This is a genomic window from Paenibacillus sp. 1-8, assembly GCF_056316205.1.
Window position 1 is genome coordinate 3,218,846 of record NZ_CM149995.1, and the last position, 16,754, is coordinate 3,235,599.

The 16,754-nt window shown below is 47.2% G+C and carries 17 protein-coding genes and 1 pseudogene; 5 read left to right on the top strand and 13 right to left on the bottom strand.

Annotated elements, in window-relative coordinates; translation table 11 throughout:
- Window positions 1-105: 105 nt before the first annotated feature.
- Window positions 106-1,665, top strand: a complete 1,560-nt coding sequence (locus AC0WRU_RS14590; RefSeq protein WP_476125033.1) for an IS1182 family transposase — start codon at window positions 106-108, stop codon at window positions 1,663-1,665.
- A 110-nt stretch (window positions 1,666-1,775) separates the two neighbouring features.
- Here AC0WRU_RS14590 and AC0WRU_RS14595 read toward each other — a convergent pair.
- A pseudogene (locus tag AC0WRU_RS14595) lies at window positions 1,776-2,183 on the bottom strand (DODA-type extradiol aromatic ring-opening family dioxygenase); the annotation flags it as partial.
- 220 nt (window positions 2,184-2,403) lie between these two features.
- Between AC0WRU_RS14595 and AC0WRU_RS14600 the strand changes: the two are divergent.
- Window positions 2,404-2,802, top strand: coding sequence for a hypothetical protein (locus tag AC0WRU_RS14600; protein WP_476125307.1), 399 nt, complete (start codon window positions 2,404-2,406; stop codon window positions 2,800-2,802).
- A 77-nt stretch (window positions 2,803-2,879) separates the two neighbouring features.
- On the opposite strand, the gene AC0WRU_RS14605 is transcribed toward AC0WRU_RS14600, so the two are convergent.
- The 6 genes from AC0WRU_RS14605 to AC0WRU_RS14630 form a co-directional block, all read right to left on the bottom strand.
- Window positions 2,880-3,203, bottom strand: a complete 324-nt coding sequence (locus tag AC0WRU_RS14605) for a winged helix-turn-helix transcriptional regulator (RefSeq protein ID WP_025683357.1) — start codon at window positions 3,201-3,203, stop codon at window positions 2,880-2,882.
- Window positions 3,204-3,471: 268 nt separating this feature from the next.
- Window positions 3,472-4,203 carry a ThuA domain-containing protein gene (locus AC0WRU_RS14610; RefSeq protein ID WP_476125308.1) on the bottom strand — a complete coding sequence of 244 codons (732 nt, stop codon included), beginning with the start codon at window positions 4,201-4,203 and terminating at the stop codon, window positions 3,472-3,474.
- Window positions 4,204-4,223: 20 nt separating this feature from the next.
- On the bottom strand, window positions 4,224-5,192 hold the full coding sequence (locus AC0WRU_RS14615) for a sugar phosphate isomerase/epimerase family protein (protein ID WP_476125309.1): 969 nt from the start codon (window positions 5,190-5,192) through the stop codon (window positions 4,224-4,226).
- Between the two features lie 82 nt (window positions 5,193-5,274).
- A complete protein-coding gene (locus tag AC0WRU_RS14620) occupies window positions 5,275-6,357 on the bottom strand; it encodes a Gfo/Idh/MocA family protein (protein WP_476125310.1) in 1,083 nt (360 codons plus the stop codon).
- Window positions 6,350-7,117 carry a sugar phosphate isomerase/epimerase family protein gene (locus tag AC0WRU_RS14625; RefSeq protein ID WP_476125311.1) on the bottom strand — a complete coding sequence of 256 codons (768 nt, stop codon included), beginning with the start codon at window positions 7,115-7,117 and terminating at the stop codon, window positions 6,350-6,352. The genes AC0WRU_RS14620 and AC0WRU_RS14625 overlap by 8 nt, the downstream gene beginning before the upstream one ends.
- 18 nt (window positions 7,118-7,135) lie before the next feature.
- Window positions 7,136-8,242, bottom strand: a complete 1,107-nt coding sequence (locus tag AC0WRU_RS14630) for a Gfo/Idh/MocA family protein (RefSeq protein ID WP_476125312.1) — start codon at window positions 8,240-8,242, stop codon at window positions 7,136-7,138.
- A gap of 162 nt (window positions 8,243-8,404) precedes the next feature.
- Here AC0WRU_RS14630 and AC0WRU_RS14635 point away from each other — a divergent pair, with 162 nt between their 5' ends.
- On the top strand, window positions 8,405-9,223 hold the full coding sequence (locus AC0WRU_RS14635) for an AraC family transcriptional regulator (protein WP_025683363.1): 819 nt from the start codon (window positions 8,405-8,407) through the stop codon (window positions 9,221-9,223).
- Window positions 9,224-9,325: 102 nt separating this feature from the next.
- Here the strand turns inward: AC0WRU_RS14635 and AC0WRU_RS14640 are convergent, their stop codons facing one another.
- From AC0WRU_RS14640 to AC0WRU_RS14660, 5 genes are all read right to left on the bottom strand, one after another.
- Window positions 9,326-10,810 (bottom strand): alpha-N-arabinofuranosidase, encoded by a 1,485-nt coding sequence (locus AC0WRU_RS14640; RefSeq protein WP_476125313.1) that lies wholly within the window; start codon window positions 10,808-10,810, stop codon window positions 9,326-9,328.
- Between the two features lie 306 nt (window positions 10,811-11,116).
- Window positions 11,117-11,401, bottom strand: a complete 285-nt coding sequence (locus AC0WRU_RS14645; RefSeq protein WP_476128651.1) for a DUF6171 family protein — start codon at window positions 11,399-11,401, stop codon at window positions 11,117-11,119.
- 54 nt (window positions 11,402-11,455) lie between these two features.
- Window positions 11,456-11,776, bottom strand: a complete 321-nt coding sequence (locus AC0WRU_RS14650) for a hypothetical protein (RefSeq protein WP_025683366.1) — start codon at window positions 11,774-11,776, stop codon at window positions 11,456-11,458.
- Window positions 11,777-11,844: 68 nt separating this feature from the next.
- Window positions 11,845-12,789 (bottom strand): Gfo/Idh/MocA family protein, encoded by a 945-nt coding sequence (locus tag AC0WRU_RS14655; protein ID WP_025683367.1) that lies wholly within the window; start codon window positions 12,787-12,789, stop codon window positions 11,845-11,847.
- Window positions 12,790-12,952: 163 nt separating this feature from the next.
- The gene (locus AC0WRU_RS14660; RefSeq protein WP_476125314.1) at window positions 12,953-13,642 is read right to left on the bottom strand and encodes a TerC family protein; all 690 of its coding nucleotides are present in this window, start codon (window positions 13,640-13,642) and stop codon (window positions 12,953-12,955) included.
- 353 nt (window positions 13,643-13,995) lie between these two features.
- Here AC0WRU_RS14660 and AC0WRU_RS14665 point away from each other — a divergent pair, with 353 nt between their 5' ends.
- Complete coding sequence (locus tag AC0WRU_RS14665; protein ID WP_476125315.1) at window positions 13,996-14,613, top strand: TVP38/TMEM64 family protein; 618 nt, start codon at window positions 13,996-13,998, stop codon at window positions 14,611-14,613.
- 185 nt (window positions 14,614-14,798) lie between these two features.
- Window positions 14,799-15,770: a peptide-methionine (S)-S-oxide reductase MsrA gene (gene msrA, locus AC0WRU_RS14670; protein WP_476125316.1), complete on the top strand. Its 972-nt coding sequence runs from the start codon at window positions 14,799-14,801 to the stop codon at window positions 15,768-15,770.
- Between the two features lie 98 nt (window positions 15,771-15,868).
- On the opposite strand, the gene AC0WRU_RS14675 is transcribed toward msrA, so the two are convergent.
- Window positions 15,869-16,672 (bottom strand): lipid II flippase Amj family protein, encoded by an 804-nt coding sequence (locus tag AC0WRU_RS14675; RefSeq protein WP_476125317.1) that lies wholly within the window; start codon window positions 16,670-16,672, stop codon window positions 15,869-15,871.
- Window positions 16,673-16,754: the final 82 nt, after the last annotated feature.

Below are 16,754 nucleotides of genomic sequence, written 5' to 3' on the forward strand. Positions count from 1 at the left end.
AAAATTGGCTGGGGACGGCCCTTTTCTCCAAATTGTAAAACAAAAAGAAACCGTTCTTTGGTAAAATGGAGGTACCACCCAACCATTCGAAAGGAGACGGTTTCTTTGTACATTCAATATACCATGGATCAACTTTTCTTACCAATGGATTTAGAGGCAGATATCCCCGAAAACCACATCGTCCGTGTGGTAAACGACGCAGTCAACCGCCTGAGTGATTCCATTTTCAACGCTGCGTATCCTGGCGGTGGCCGTCATAGTTATCATCCTAAAATGCTCACCAAAATCATCATTTACGCCTACACCCAGCGCATCTACTCTTCCCGTCAAATCGCCAAGGCCGTCCGCGAAAATATCATGTTCATGTGGCTCGCTGCGCGGCAACAACCGGATTTCCGTACCATCAACCGCTTCCGTTCGGAGCGGATGAAAGAGGTGCTGGAAACCGTGTTTACCCATGTACTGGAGTTGCTTGTTCAGGAGCAATACGTGTCCTTGGAACACTACTTTCTGGACGGAACCAAGTTTGAAGCGAATGCAAACAGGTACACCTTCGTCTGGAAAAAGGCCGTTGTCAAGCATCAGGCCAAGCTGCAAGAAAAAGTACATACCCTGTTCCAAACCATCGAAGCGGCCGAAAGCGAAGAAGATGCGCTCCACGCGGGTACAGACCTTCCTGAGCTTGGCGAAGCTTCCTCGCTCACGGCAGAAAAGCTGGAAAACGCGGTTCAACAACTGGAGGAAGCTTTGCAAGAAAAACCGAAAAACAAAACCTTAAAGAAAGCCGTGGGCCAGTTACGCAAGGACTTGCTGCCGCGGCTCCAAAAGTATGAGCATCAGATCGAAACCGCGGGCGAGCGCAATAGCTACAGCAAAACCGATTTGGACGCGACGTTCATGCGAATGAAGGAAGATCACATGCGAAATGGTCAACTGAAGCCGGGATACAATGTGCAGATGGGCACGGAAAACCAGTTTGTGCTCGGTTACAGCGTGCATCAGCGGCCTACCGATACGAAATGCTTGAAGCCCCATTTGGAACATCTGGAAGAATCACTCGGGAGACGACCAGAGATGGTCATTGCCGATGCAGGGTATGGAAGCGAAGAAAATTACAGCTATTTCGAAGAGCACAACATCCAAGCGATCGTCAAATACGGGACATACCACAAAGAGAAAACCAGGGCCTGGAAGCAAGCGATAGGCAAAGTGGACAACTGGAGCTACAACGAAACGGAAGATACATGGACCTGTGCGGCTGGAAAAATGTTACGTTTTCGATACGAAGGCCAGACGGTCACGGAGAGCGGCTACACGATTCGGACACGCCATTATCGAAGTGAAGATTGTAGCGATTGTCCCCTAAAAGCGAAATGCACCACAGCCAAGGGCAACCGGGAGATTGCCGTCAGTCTGACCTATATGCGGCAAAAAAACGACATGCGGGAACGACTGCGCAGCGAGGAAGGATACACCCTTTCCGTTCGGCGCATGACTGAGCCCGAGAGCGTGTTTGGACAAATAAAAAACAATCGGGGTTTCCGAAGGTTCCTGCTTCGCGGCTTGCAAAAAGTAAGCCTGGAGGTCGGGTGGCTTTGCCTTGCCCACAATCTGCTCAAAAAAGCCGCAATGACGGAAAAACGCAAAAGGGACGAAGCAGGATAAACCTCTGCTTCGTCCCTTTTGAACATATCGGTGTTTTTGTTCTTTTTCGATATGCTTTTTAAGGGCTTTTGGGACAGCCCCCTTAATTTCACACTCCCCCTCCACCTAAATAGCCCGCGCAACACTTCACCGATAGTATATTGTGCTTTTGGTGATAGAAACGGATTCACGGAAATCTGAACTAACGGGTACCCGCCTCAGGATACATACGATGCAGAAGTGTCCAGGACCCATGATCCAGCCCTCGCGCCCGGTCTGTTTGTACATCAATGCCCTTTGCTCATATAATTCTTTCAACTTGGCCGCCAGCTCCAGTGGGAAACCGCCAAAATCATAAATTGTATCGTAAATGCCGTCTATCGAACTAATTGTCAATGTTTGCGTCTCTCAATGGGCGGTGAAGATAACAATAGCCTTTGGGCGAATGCTCTTTCCAAACTGCTCCAGAAAGCAGTATATTCTGTCTGTTCAATAGCAAGCATAGGTGATCCGTGGGCTAAAAACAAGGATGGCATCATGTGAAAACCTCCTTATCATTCATCGATTTATTTTTCTCAATTAGTAACTTTATGTAAGTGATAATACATAAGTAACAAGGTTATGTCAATACAGATTTTAACATACACTTAAAAAACGTCGTTTCTTTAAATAAAGATTGATATAGGTATAAAGTCATAGTAATATGTAACTAATAAATTTTGAATATTCACTATAAATCGATATAAAGGACTGGTTTCTATGGATATACATACTGCTAATTGCCCAAAATGTGGTTCCGTTTTCCGGCAAAATCTTAGAAACCTCTGCAATACCTGTATCCAAGAAGAAAATTTATTTTATGATCGCTGTTCCAATTATTTGTGGAAACATCCCGCTACTCATACTCGCCAGCTTAGTGAAGCAACCGGCACACCTATGGATTTGCTCACAGACTGGGTAAGAGCGGGCAAGTTTCCCACCACCTATAATCAGCTTGATTATCCTTGCGAGTCCTGCCATTCCCCAATTTATGCAGGAAGACTTTGCCATTCCTGCCTCGGTACGTTCCGTATGGCAGCGCTTGAAATTCAAACCCGTGTCCCCCGTCGTACTGCAACCGGATTATTTTCAATCGCAGGCCGCGCCAAAGGCTATTAAGTATTACAAAATAAAAAACAGCCTTTTTCCTAGGAAAAGGCTGTTTTGCTATGAAAAACGTTTATTCGGCTTGATACTCATCTAATCCATTCCTCGGCCCAATATTGAATCTGTTCCATGACCGGCTGAAGTGCACGGCCTTTGGTCGTCAGCTCATATTCAATGCGGACAGGAGTTTCCGGGTATACATGACGTGTAAGAATCCCTGCATTCTCCAGATCCTTCATCCGCTCAGACAGCATTTTATCGCTCATTGTGGGAATCAGATTGGAAATATCCTTAAAACGCTTGGGACCGCTCATCATAGATTGAATAATCAGTCCGTTCCAGCGCTTACCCAGACATGAAAAGGCACTTTCAAAACGCGGACACATTTTCGCAAGTTGCGGTTGACCCTCCATATTTTTCACCTTCTTTAGCATTTCGGTTTGATAAAGCTTTCCTTTTGTTAGTATATATCATTTTAGCATACTTTATCCCGAAAGAAAACACTTTCTTCTTAATTTAATACCCAAACCGATAAAGCTGCCATGACCACAGCTGATTATACAACAAACCTGCATAAGAGGTATATGGCAAATACGTTAAATCAAAAACAGGCGGAATCTCAAGAGATTTCCGCCTGCCAGTCTGTTCAATATCAAGCTTATCGGAATCAATAAATGGCAATTATACCAATATACCACCGAGAGGTCTGACAGGTTCTCTTTTACCATAAACTGGTTGAACAATGCTTGTCGGATAAGCCCAACGAATACTGTTAGCAATAACCTTCAGAATATCGGGCTGGTAATAGGTCGGATACGTTTCATGACCCGGGCGGAAATAAAATATTTTACCACTGCCACGACGGAAGGTACAACCGGTTCTGAACACCTCTCCACCTTCAAAATTGCTGACAAAGACCAATTCATCCGGCGTCGGGATATCAAAAAACTCACCGTACATCTCTTCGTGCTCCAACAGAATTTTAGCGTCAATGCCCTCCGCAATAGGGTGGGACGGATTGACGGACCAAATAATTTCCTGTTCGCCTGCCACTCTCCATTTCAGATCACAGCTTGTTCCCATCAGGGCTTTGAACGGCTTGGAAAAATGTCCCGAGTGCAGCACGATCAAGCCCATGCCTTCCTGTACCCGCTTTACAACACGGGCTGTAACTTCATCACTTACCTGATCGTGTGCTTTATGCCCCCACCACAGCAGCACATCTGTGGAACTCAGGATTCCTTCTCCCAAACCATGCTGGGCATCATCACGCAATGTAGCCGTTCGAATGGCAAATCCTTCGTCTGACAGGCCATCAGCCAATGCCGTGTGTATTCCATCAGGATATACCTGTTTGGCTTCATCATTCAGCTTCTCGTTCAAAAATTCATTCCAAATGGTGACGTTAATCATCAATACTTCCCCCTATTAGGTTAGACCCACCACATCTCGCTAAGCGGTTCTTCAATAAGGACCTGGCGAAGATTGTGAACGGCTTTAGTAAAGCCTTCCTCGACGGACATCAGACCATCCTCGTGCTCGATACTCACTACATAATCGTAACCCACCAGACGGAGAGCACTAATAATATCCGCCCAGGTTTTGATATCATGCCCATAGCCGACGGTACGGAACTGCCATGCGCGATCTAGCATTTTCGTATAATCCTGCATATCGGTCAAACCGTATTTATTCACATTAATCGGGTCAATCGTCGTATCCTTGGCATGGAAATGATGAATGGCTCTCTCCCGGCCCAAAATTTGAACCGCCTGTACCGGATCAATCCCCTGCCACCACATGTGACTTGGATCAAGATTGGCACCAATGACTTCTCCCACAGCTTCACGCAGACGAAGCAAGGTTGCTGGCGTATGAACGGAGAAGCCACCGTGCAACTCCAGCCCGATTTTGACATGATGATCCGCTGCAAATTTTCCAGCTTCGGTCCAGTAAGGGATAATCTTATTTTCCCATTGCCATTTCAGCACTTCCTGAAAATCATTGGGCCACGGCGCAACTGGCCAGTTCGGGTACTTCGCATTCTCATGATCACCCGGACAGCCGGAAAAGGTATTTACAACAGGAACTTCCAGCTTTTCCGCCAAACGAACCGTTTTAAGAAACGTTTCGTGATCGGCCTGTGCCAAATGCTTTTGCGGATGGAGCGGGTTGCCGTGACAGCTGAGCGCACTAATAGTCAGTCCACGGGACACTACTGCTTTTTTGAAGTTTTTGAGCGCTGTTTCGTTGTCCAACAGTTCATCCGGCTTGCAGTGCCTATCGCCCGGATTACCACCTGTACCGATTTCTACTGCGTCCAGTCCTTGGGATGCTACATAGTCCAGAGCCTCTTCCAATGAACGTCCGCCGAACAATACCATAAATACTCCAAGTTTCAAACGTAATCCCTCCCTGTATCATATGTGAAAGAAGCTGCTTATCTTATAATGATGGCCTATTCGGTTGCTTACGGGCTTAATCTTAATCGAAATAGACAGCTTTTCCTGTACGAGCCGATTCATAGATAGCTTCCAAAATTTCAGTAACCACCAACGCCTGTTCGGGCTTCACAAGAGGCTCTTTATCGTCCAGAATGGCTTCGATCCACAGACGGGCTTCGCGATCCGCTTCGTTTTCCGTTTCTCCAGAGTAAAAGGCTACACCGCCTGCGTCCAGATCAATTTTCGTATCAAACAAGCGACTATTCTTCTCCCCGTTAATGCGCAGACCATCCTGCATATCGGCTCCGCCTTCAGTACCGCATAACAGCGTCTTCGCTTCGCCAAATTCTACAACGTTCAGTGCCCAACTGGATTCCAGCACAATAGTGGCTCCATTTTGCATGGTAATAAAGCCAAAGGCAGAGTCCTCCACCTTAAATTCCTCAGGGTTCCACGGTCCAAAAGCATTCGCCGCGTTTTTACGATCTCCGAGTTTGTGGAAGGTTGAGCCCAGCACGCTTTTAGGCTTGTAATTATCCATCAGCCAGAGAGTCAGGTCGAGCGCATGCGTCCCGATATCAATCAGCGGACCACCACCCTGCTTCTCTTCATCCAGAAATACTCCCCAAGTCGGAACTGCCCGGCGACGCAGAGCAATGGCTTTGCCCAGGTAAATCTCGCCAAGCTCTCCCTGCTCGACCAATTGCTTCAGATACAGGCTGTCGTTACGATAACGGTTTTGATACGCAATGGACAGCTTTTTACCTGTACGATTTGCGGCATCCAGCATTTCCCGAGCCTGCTCGGCGGTTTTGGCCATCGGCTTTTCGCACAGCACATGCTTACCTGCCTCAAGCGCGGCTACCGTAATTTCCGAGTGCGAGTCGTTGGGTGTACATACATGTACGACTTCAATATCTTTATTTTCAAGCAGCTTCCGATAATCGCTATAAACTTGTGAACCTTCAACACCAAATTTTTCTGCCGCTTCCTCAGCACGCTCTTGAATAATGTCACAGAAAGCGACGATCTCTGCACGTTTTTGCTTGGCAAGACTAGGCAAATGCTTGCCGTTGGCAATCCCCCCACAACCAATAATTCCGATTTTGAGTGTTTTAGACATGAATATTTCCTCCCTGAGCTGCGTATTGTTGGAGCCACTTAAAGCTGGTTTCAATGCTTTCGATTGGAGGATTTGAGCTGAAATCCTGTTCCACAACAACCCAATCCACGCCTGCCTCAATAGCGGCATCTGTAATGGCCTGAAGCTGCACTTCTCCTTTGCCAAGCTCTACGGTAACTGCTTTTTGCTGCTCGTCACGTGCCATATCCTTTAAGTGAATGATAGGCAGGCGTCCACGATAACGTCCGATGTATTCCACAGGATCATAGCCTCCGTAGTATACCCAACAAGTATCCATTTCGACCTGCAACAAATCAGCCGAAACCGCATCATATAAAGCATCGAATACTGGACGATCATTGATTTTTTCCGTCAATTCAAAATCATGATTATGATAAGCCAGTATCAAGCCCTGTTCCTTCACTTTTTCACCAATTCGGTTCAGGTTGGCAAAAAGCTCATCCCACTGGCGCTGCTCCTCGGTTAAATAAGGAACGATCAGGTACTTATTCCCTAATTCTTTGTGATAAGCGATCTCCTCATCCAAATAGTCCAATAGACGGGTATATTGTACATGGGTTCCGACAACTTCCAGATTCAGTTCATCCAAAAGCGCTCTGACATCCTTGGCATTGCGTCCGAAAAAGGTATGAAATTCTACCCCTTTATAGCCCAGCTCAGCTACCTTGCGCAACGTACCTTCAAAATCCTGTTCAAGCTCTTCCCTTACTGTGTACAATTGCAATCCTACTTTAGCCATTACCCTTCACCTCTTCATTTAGGATGGATGAACCGTTATGTCTGTACCATGATACAAATCTTCATCTGGCTCAAATGTACTTTCCAACGTAATATGCTTACCTTCCAATGAGGAGCGCTGAAAAGCATGCATAGCCTCTAATACATGATAGGCAAGCTCCACATTGGCACGATGGTTCTTTTCACTGCGAATGGCTCTCACCATCTCATCCGCGCCTATTCCGCGTTCGTTCTTCCCACACTCAAATAAAGGTTCCACGAGCTCTGCGGTTTCCTCTCCAGATCGGCGAAGCTTGACATCTCCGTTAAAAAAGTTCGGATCAGGCAGACTTAAGGTTCCTTCCGTACCATAAATTTCAATACGTGGCAGATCTGACGCCCCCTGAATGTCAAAGCTGGTAATGAGCGTTACAATGGGTCCGTTATGGAAATCCATCGTTCCGGCCAAATGCGTTGGTGTCTGTACCCGCAGCGGCGTGCCGCTTTTGGGACCAGAATGTATGTGACGGTCAGGAATCTGAATGCCCACTGAACTACTGATTCGCCGGATCGGACCCAGCACATGGATCAGCGACGTCAAATAGTAAGGTCCCATGTCAAACATCGGACCGCCTCCAGCGGCATAGAAAAATTCCGGATCAGCATGCCACCACTCGGGGCCTCTCCCCATAAAAAAGGCAGTAGCGGCTACGGGCTGCCCAATCATTCCGTTTTGTATAGCATGGCGTGCAGTCTGAATACCCGCCCCAAGAAATGTATCCGGGGCGCAGCCGACACGCAGGTTTTTTGCCTTGGCTAGATCCAGAACACGTTTGCCATCCTCCAAGGAAACCGCCAAAGGCTTTTCACTGTACACATGCTTGCCTGCCTCCAATATCGCCATATCCGTCAGTGCATGGCTGCCAGGCACGGTTAGATTAAATACAAGCTCAATCTCAGGCTGGCGAAGCAATTCATCTACCTTGTATGCGTTTTCAATGTTAAATTCATTGGCCCTCGCTTTGGCCCTTTCCTCCAATAAATCAGCCACGGCCACCACTTCGATAAGCGGACTGTTTTGGAGATTTTCAAGATATACCGCGCTAATGTTACCGCAGCCGATAATCCCGGCCTTCATTCGTTCCACGTCGTCACACCCCCTGGCCTCCAACATGTTCTGTATTCTGCTATAAGCCTTACAGACACAATAGTATTCTATTTCCGTTTCGTTTAAAATGAATAATATGATTAAAACATGAACAATCTGGTCAATATTTGAAGCAGCCATATGCCCAAAGGAGTCATCATCATGTCTATCGTCGAGCCTTGTCAGGTTCTAACCGCAGGCTATTCCTTCCATCGTAAGCCTTTTTATTCGAACCAGCCTGAAGGGATCAAAAATTATTTGTTTCGTCTACAAACAGACGGACGCTGCCAGGCCCGCATTAACGGGGAAATGACACGGATTGAGGCGGGTGACCTACTGCTGTTCAATCCTACCGAGCCTTATGAGCTGGACATTCACAGTGAGTTAAATCCAATGGGGGAACAGGTCGTGGAGAGCGGAGATTATCACATTTTTTTTGGAGGCTCCTGGGTAGATGAGTGGTGGCACCATCACAAACGACCCAACCGCATCAAGGTTCAGCTTACCGAAGCCCTGCTTGGCCTATTTCGGCAGCTTGTGATGGAGCAGCGGCGTATTTCTAATCCTTATCCGGAAATATCAAGCTATTACATGCGCATTCTTTGCCTGGAGTTTGACCGTATGCTGTCCGAGCATCCGACTTCCACCCATCATAATTATCTCGCTTATCAGATTAAAAATTATATCGAAGAAAATGCTTCTTCCAATTTTAAGCTGGATGACGTGTCCTCACACATCGGCATCAGCGTATCCAGAGCTGTACATCTGTTCAAGGAAACATTCGATACGAGTATTATGCAGTACACACTGGATATCAGGCTCAACATGGCGAGGGAGCGCATTATTTTCAGCCCCATGTCTTTGGAACAGGCAGCCGAATCGTCCGGTTTTGCAAACTATACGTATTTTCACCGCGTATTTCGCTCCCGCTTCGGCATGTCGCCCAAGGAATTCAGAGTGATCCACCGTGAGCAATTGTAATATTGGGAACAAAACAAAACCTTGAGAGAGCCTTTCTTGGCTCCATCAAGGTTTTGTTTGTTCCCATTTCTCAATCATTCTTCTTCTGAGCTTATAAAGGTTCTACGGTGCAATCGTCAGCATCACTACCGACATCGGTGGCAGTGTAACATCCAGGCTGTGACCTTGCTGCTGGAAGGACGTGAAGGTTTCCGTTTTCACATGCTCCAGCTGGTCAAAGGTATTCTGTGCCTGCATATCGTCGCTGGCGAGTACAACACCGCTAATTTGCTTAACGTTTTCCAGCCCTCTCAGCTCCAGATTCAAGGAAGCCACCTCGCCCGGATGAACGTTGCACAAACTCACATGTATATATCCGTCCTGCGCCTTGGACGCAGATACACTCACCTGTGGAATGGAATCACCATCATATTCATAATTGCCTACGGTTACATGGGTAGCAAGCGCTTGTGCATCCTGGTGCACCTTGAACATTTCAAATACATGGTATGTCGGGGTCAGTAGCATAGCAGGCCCTTCGGTCAGAACCATAGCCTGCAAAACGTTGACCATTTGGGCAATATTCGTCATTTGTACACGGTCATGGTGATCGTGGAAAATGTGCAGGTGCAGTCCGGCTACAAGTGCATCGCGCATCGTATTTTGCTGATACAGGAAGCCCGGATTTGTACCCGGCTCGGTCAAGAACCAGGTCCCCCATTCATCCACAATCATTCCAACCCGTTTGTTAGGATCATATCGGTCCATAATGGCAGAATGACGAGTGATCAATTCATCCATGTGCAACGATTTTTTCATCGTTTCGAACCATTCCGCTTCGTCAAAACCGAGTGCTTGCCGTTTCGCTTCCCAGGTACCCGGGACCGTGTAGTTATGCAGACTCAAGCCATCCATAAGATGCCCAGCTTCACGCATCAGCACTTCAGTCCAGCGGTAATCGTCCACATTCGCCCCACCTGCAATCCGATAAATCCGGTTCTCTCCATAGTTACGAACATACGTCTGATAACGACGATACAGATCGGCATAATATTCCGGGCGCATATTGCCGCCACAGCCCCAGTTTTCGTTACCTACGCCAAAATATTTGAGCTTCCATGGCTGCTCACGCCCGTTTTCCTGCCGCCATGCGGCCATAGGGGATTCCCCGTCAAATGTCATGTACTCTACCCACTCCGACATTTCCTGCACCGTACCACTGCCAACATTCCCGCAAATATAAGGCTCTGCGTCTAACAGCTCACACAGCTGAAAAAACTCATGGGTGCCAAAATGATTATTTTCCACCACACCGCCCCAATGCGTGTTGACCATTCTTTTGCGATTTTCCTTCGGCCCGATGCCGTCCTTCCAATGATATTCATCGGCAAAACAGCCTCCCGGCCAACGCAGCACAGGAATGTTTAGCTTTTTGAGCGCTTCTACCACATCATTGCGAATCCCGTCCGTATTTGGAATCGGGGAATCCTGTCCAACCCACAAACCTTCATAAATACATCGTCCAAGATGCTCGGCAAATTGTCCGTAAATATTTTTATTAATAACGCCTTGCTCCCAATCCGTGTGGACAACAATAGAACCCTTCATGACAAGCCCTCCTCAAAAATAGTAAAGTGCATGGGGATCATACACTTCAATGATTGCGCTTTCATAAAATTAAAAAAATATGGCGTAGCTGATCTCTTTTCCATCTAAACGTTTACAATCATCCAATGTAACAGCTTAATAGTAAATAAAAATATTAATAATTAAACAAAAATGTTTTACATGTTTAATATATTTTATCGCCTTCTATTTGTCAATCGTTAAGCCATAGCTCCACCTAAACCAAAAAGTCTGCCCTCAAGGCAGACCATGGTATGACCACTTTAACTCATGATCGTGTGTGCCTATTCATTTCAAGGATATCCCATGCCAGTGAGAGCCGTTATAGCCGGGACAATTTTGATTGACTGCCAGAGCACGTACACGGACAATACTTCCGCTGATCCTGCACGTATGCCCACCCATTAACTCATCGCATTGCGAGCAGGCTAACAGTCTGGTCTTGTACACATCATCGGTCACACATTCCATTCCAAGCCTCATGTTGTTTATAATTCTGGTAATTTGCTCTTCCGAAATAGCGATGTCCCTTTCACACCCTTTACAGGTGTTTGGTGCGGTTATACCATCCATCATCGGCTTACCCTCTCTTTCAACAACGTCCTGAGTACATGCGGCTGGAGGACCTTATTTCCGTTCCGGCGGGAGTTGGGCAGCCGCTTCCGATACGACCATCGCCAAGTCCTCATTTCCGAACATAGACAGTACTCCTAATACTGTGTCCAGCGGGATATCTCCCGCTTCTTCACGCGATACGGTCAGCTTACGTACTCGGAGCAGACGCTCATTGCTATCCTGCTGCGGATAAGCTGCACGATACAGTTCCTCTGGCTCCAGCCCGTGATTGATGCACCATTGCGCAAACACAAGGATCATCATATCCTCTTCCTGCTTATAATTTTCGATGATAGCCTCTTCTAGCTGTTTACCGCGGTTGTACTCTTCCATTCGTTCATTTCTCCTTCAATCTGTTTCTAGATGTCTGGACAACCTTGACGGCTGTCGTTCGTTTTGTGTTAGTCATCCAAACGGCTAATGAGTTCGTCCGCCAACATATGACTTTCCAGCACCCTGCCAGCACGTACACTGCATTCCTCTGGACGATGAATATGCTCCAGAAAATGATTTACCACTCCAGTGAATCCCCGTCTTTCCAAAATCGTGTCCCAGCTTCCGAATGATTGTGACAATGGCGGCTTATTTTTTTGCATAAAAATAGCCTGTTCCATGTTGGTCACCTCGACGGAACGACCTGCACCATGCAGCTCCACCTTCTCAATGTCAGCCCCTGCCTGTCTGTTCATACTGTAGCTACCGGAGGCATTTCCCAAACGTACGGACCCGAAAGCAGCGTTCATATATCCTTCACTCGTCGTGTCCAGACTGCTGTGCAGCAGCTCATAATCATCGCCACCCAGCCACAATAGCAGATCGAGCATATGAATCAAATCATCATAAACCGTCTGTGCCGCAGGTCTCGGACCATATCCCGTCCGATGCTTGATCGCCGCGCATTGGCTGAAACCTCCTGCTTCCTCCAGCCACGCTTTAGCAGCTACATAATGCGGGGCAAAACGTCGGTTAAAGCCGACCGCCAGCAACACAGCTTGTGCCTCCGCAAACGCGGTCATTTCCAGGTTTTGACGCACATCATAGGACAGCGGTTTATCTACATACACCGCAACACCTTTTTCAATACACGCCATAACCAGATCAAAATGGGCTTCGGTCGCAGCATGAATGAATACAGCCTCCGGCTCCCATGCCAGCATTTCCTTTACATCCGTCGTTCCTCTCGGCAGCCTGTATTGCTCCATAATGGAACTAACCGGCTCCTGCGAACGGTTCATGACACCTACAATATCTACACCTTCGTGTGCAGTCAGCAGCGGCAAATACACTTTGCGGGCAATACCGCCCAGACCTGCAATAGCTACTCTTGTTTTCGTTTGCTTATTCATATCATACCCACCTCTGATGACTCATTTCTTCTGTTGTCTAGTTTACATGGAAGTCCGCTGACAAGCAAAAAAAAGAGGCTGTCCCCGATCCAGTTAGACCTGACGGAACAGCCTCTATGCATGAGCGTCCAGCTTCAGCTACGATGATTTCAGTGTGCTTAGCTTAGGCGTGTAGCGCTTGTTTTCTTGTTTTTTCACTTTTTATTTTTTTAACACGCATTCCAATGGCTACGACCAGAACAACGACCAGAGCTTCAAATCCGTATTTGACGACCCCATTCGTGAACCAATGTGCAATCAGCGGCTCGGCCACTACCATTTTGGCAGCAGTATAGGCCAGTACAGCAGCTCCAATTGTAATGACCATCGGAAAACGTTCGGTCAGCTTCAAGATAATTGTACTGCCCCATACCATAATCGGAACGGAAATCGCCAGTCCCAAAATAACAAGCAACATATTTCCATGAGCTGCTCCCGCAACGGCAAGTACATTGTCGAGCCCCATCATGGTGTCAGCAATAATAATGGTACGAATCGCGGCCCACATTTGATTGGTTGCAGAGATTTCATGTTTTTTCTCCTCAACCAGCAGCTTGTAAGCAATGTAGATGAGCGCAAGCCCCCCGATTAAACGCAAGCCGTAAATTTCCAGTAAGTACGTGACCAGCAAAGTAGCGATAACACGAATGACAACCGCGCCGACCGTCCCCCAAATAATGACCTTTTTTTGATTGGCCTTCTCGACATTACGGGCTGCCAGACCAATCACAATCGCATTGTCACCAGCCAGCACCAAATCAATGACAATGATGGACAATAATGCGGTCAAAAACTCGATTGACAAAAAATCCATACGTTTCTCCCACCTTCTTTATTTATTTGTTATACTGTACATAGTTCTGCGCTTTATACTAAAAAAGCGCCATTTCACGGAATCCGGAAACGGCGCTTGACCCAAATTTAGCATCAAAAAAAGACCATTTACCCGGATTCCAAAAATCCTGGCAAAGGTCTCGCTTACAACATTACGTTGCCAATAAAGCCGGGGATTTTAAAATCCCGTAATGACGACTTTACTCGTTGAGCTACTCCCCTCTGGGAACTATTCTGTTAGTGGCAGTATAGCACACATTATTGGGAATGTGAACCCTATTTTTTTTCTGTATAAGCGACAGGCCGAACAGGGATATTGAAAGAGGTATGTAAATGAAAAAATGGCTACTCGCTGCGGCTTATGTTTCGCTGCTCTGCATCGCGTTTATCTACAAAGATGATTGGCTCGCCTGGGCGAACAAGCAAACCTCTTTTCCGGCTCTGCTGCTGCTCGCGTTTCTGTTCGCGTTAATTCCATTTGTACCTTACAAGCTGATTATCGCTTCCATTGCTTATGCAGCAGGTGCCTGGCAAGGCGCTCTGATCTGCTGGCTTGGCACTACATTCGCTGCGCTGGTCGTTTACGGCGCGGTCCGTATTCTCTTCCGTGACAAAGGACGGGCTTATCTGGAGCGAATTCAAGCGTTGGAGCGCTTGAATCGGGTCATGGAGCGAGAACCTTTTGCTGCTGTGCTGTTGGCCCGCCTGATTCCGATCATCCCGCAGGCAGCGGTAAATGTATATGCCGGGGTCGCAGGCTTTCCGTTCTGGAGCTTTATGCTGGGTACAGCCATTGGCAAGCTTCCTGCAATTGCGGTATACGCTTATGCAGGCGGTACAATTGCAGAACATCCTGTGACTGGATTGCTCGTTTTGCTGCTGTATACAGCACTGGTAGGCGGAGGCTTTGTGCTCTACCGCAGGAGGCTTCAACGTGCCCATAAATCATAGCTCTGTGAGCCTGCCGTCAGGACTGTAAGGATGTAGAGTGGTGTTGGCTTTTTAGTCCAGAGTAATTTGCAAAGCTGGTTTGTTTCTGTCGTTCTATTGGTTTTTGCGGACATGTCATATATAATTTAATTGTAAGCTATTTAAATAACAACTAATTGAAACTTTCTCAGATTGGAGTGACAAATATGAGCACCAACCATCCAAATACCGTGGAGAAGGCAACTTTTGCAGGCGGCTGCTTCTGGTGCATGGTTTCCCCCTTCGAGGAACTGCCCGGCATTTTAAAGGTAATATCCGGTTACACAGGGGGACATACGGAAAACCCGACCTATGAAGAGGTATGCTCCGAAACAACGGGACATGTAGAAGCCGTACAGATTACATTTGATCCGCAAGTCTTCCCATATGAAAAATTGTTAGAGCTGTTCTGGCAGCAGATTGATCCGACGGATGAAGGTGGACAATTTCACGATAGAGGTTCGTCCTACCAAACAGCTATTTTCTATCATAACGAAGAACAAAGAATCAAGGCAGAAGCTTCCAAAAAAGCGCTGGGTGAAAGCGGCCGTTTTGACAACCCCATTGCTACACCGATTCTGCCTGCGGCAACCTTTTATGAAGCGGAAGAATATCATCAGGATTATCATAAGAAGAACCCCGCGCATTACAAGCGCTACCGTAAAGGTTCTGGACGTGAAGATTTTATTGAGCAAAATTGGTCAGGTAAAATCGATAAATCTGATTTGAAAGAGCGACTGACACCTATTCAATATGAAGTAACACAAAAGAACGCGACCGAGCGCCCTTTTCAAAATGAGTTTTGGGACCATGAGGGTGAAGGCATTTATGTGGACATCGTATCGGGAGAGCCTTTGTTCAGCTCGCTCGATAAATATGATGCAGGGTGTGGTTGGCCCAGCTTCACTCGTCCGTTACGCAGCTATAATGTCAAAGAAAAAACAGACCTCAGCCACTTTATGATTCGTACCGAGGTCCGCAGTCGCGAAGCCGACTCCCATTTGGGACACGTATTTGATGATGGCCCGGGTCCAGATCGCCTGCGCTATTGTATTAATTCCGCCGCTCTCCGTTTTGTGCCTCAGGAAGACTTGGAACGTGAAGGCTATGAAGCCTATAAGTCACTATTTGAAAAGTAAATAGACTTCAAAAATATTTTAGGCTGGCCCGGAAATCATCTTTCGCAGATGACCTCGGGTCAGCCTTTTTTGAATTAAATCAGTATATGTACTTCCCGTCAGCCCATAATCCACCCAAGCCAGAATGCGAGCGGCACCAATAGCAACTGTGCAAGCAGCGTGCCTCCCAGACGCGAGATGATCATCCAGCCGTACATGCTGTTCATACGGTTCAAAGGCAGCTCCCCGCGCAGCGTTTTTTCAGACAATACTGCCAATCTGGGATCAATTAGCAGGGTCAGCAGCACCGTTGCCATACCATTGATTAGACCTGATGACATCGACATTGTCGTCCCTTGAGCGGGCCAGAGGAAAGATGCGTATAAAGCAGACACCACTCCAGTCGTATATATCGCGGTCACAGTCATATTCAGGGTAATCAGGCGCTTGGGGATCGCTCCCCTGAACAGCGAGGTAAGCATGGACCCGGTTGGACGCTTCATGTAGTAGCCTGCATGCTTCCAGCGGTTGTGCATCATTAAATGACGCACCAGTGCAGGAATAGAGCCGGTATGCTCCAGATGCAGAATCCATCTGGCCGACATGCGTACCACGGTCGGATACAAAATAATAGCGATCATGGTCCCGACGGTTGCTGCCAGTAGAACCCCGTGCATGTACAGCTCCAGCCTAACATTAGCCCCACCCGCTCGTATGGCAGCCTTCGCCTGATCGACCATACCTCCCAGTAAAGGTCCCTGCGCCATATTAGAGGTGCGCGAAACCAACAGCAGCATGCCCGCTACGGTTAAGGCCAATCCAATTCTACGCGCTCGTAAACCGCCAAGACGGAGGGCATAGGTCAAGCTGTCTGTAGTATGTATAATGATGGTTAGCATAAAGACGAAACTCCAGGCAAGCAATTGCTCCACTCCTTTTCAGGTATTCTGCACACCATTATACGCTTTTTCTCCAAATACATTTTACAATATATTCATTTCTTTG